Genomic DNA, 503 nt, shown 5'->3' on the forward strand with positions numbered 1-503 from the left:
CGGGGTCCTTTTTATGTAAGCGTATCAATAAAATTTGCATAATATTATAAAACTTTCGTTAGTCATAAAATACGTAGGAAGGATCTTTATTTAACATTATTATGCAAATTTCTTGATGAATTCGCTATTTTTTTTAAATAAAATTAATCTGCTGTTTTCACTTGTTCATATCCATGGTTGATATCTTCCCGTTTTCGCTGATTAGCAGTTTCGTCATTTTTTTCCCTGCGCTATCTACAACCGTCGAAATGGCTGCACCGTTCATGTTAGGCCCAAAACCAGCCTTTGAAGCCATGTCCTGGATGTTTGACATGCCTTGCATTAAGCTTGCCGGCGAAAAACTGTTAGCGTTTATCGGAAATATGTTCGGGTCGTTAGGAACGGCCGCACCTTCCAACCCGTACACGGCAGCCAAAATCAAAAGAATAATTGCAACCTTCGTCATTGTATAAGTTTATTTGCGTATGTTCAAAAATAATCACGCGTATTTCGTGCAAACTATT

1 protein-coding gene is annotated in these 503 nt (G+C 37.6%); it reads right to left on the minus strand.

The features are described from left to right. Window positions 1–157: 157 nt before the first annotated feature. Window positions 158–445: a hypothetical protein gene (locus F0L46_RS27905; RefSeq protein ID WP_149822430.1), complete on the minus strand. Its 288-nt coding sequence runs from the start codon at window positions 443–445 to the stop codon at window positions 158–160. Window positions 446–503: the final 58 nt, after the last annotated feature.

Source organism: Salinarimonas soli, assembly GCF_008386575.1.
Classification (GTDB): domain Bacteria; phylum Pseudomonadota; class Alphaproteobacteria; order Rhizobiales; family Beijerinckiaceae; genus Salinarimonas_A; species Salinarimonas_A soli.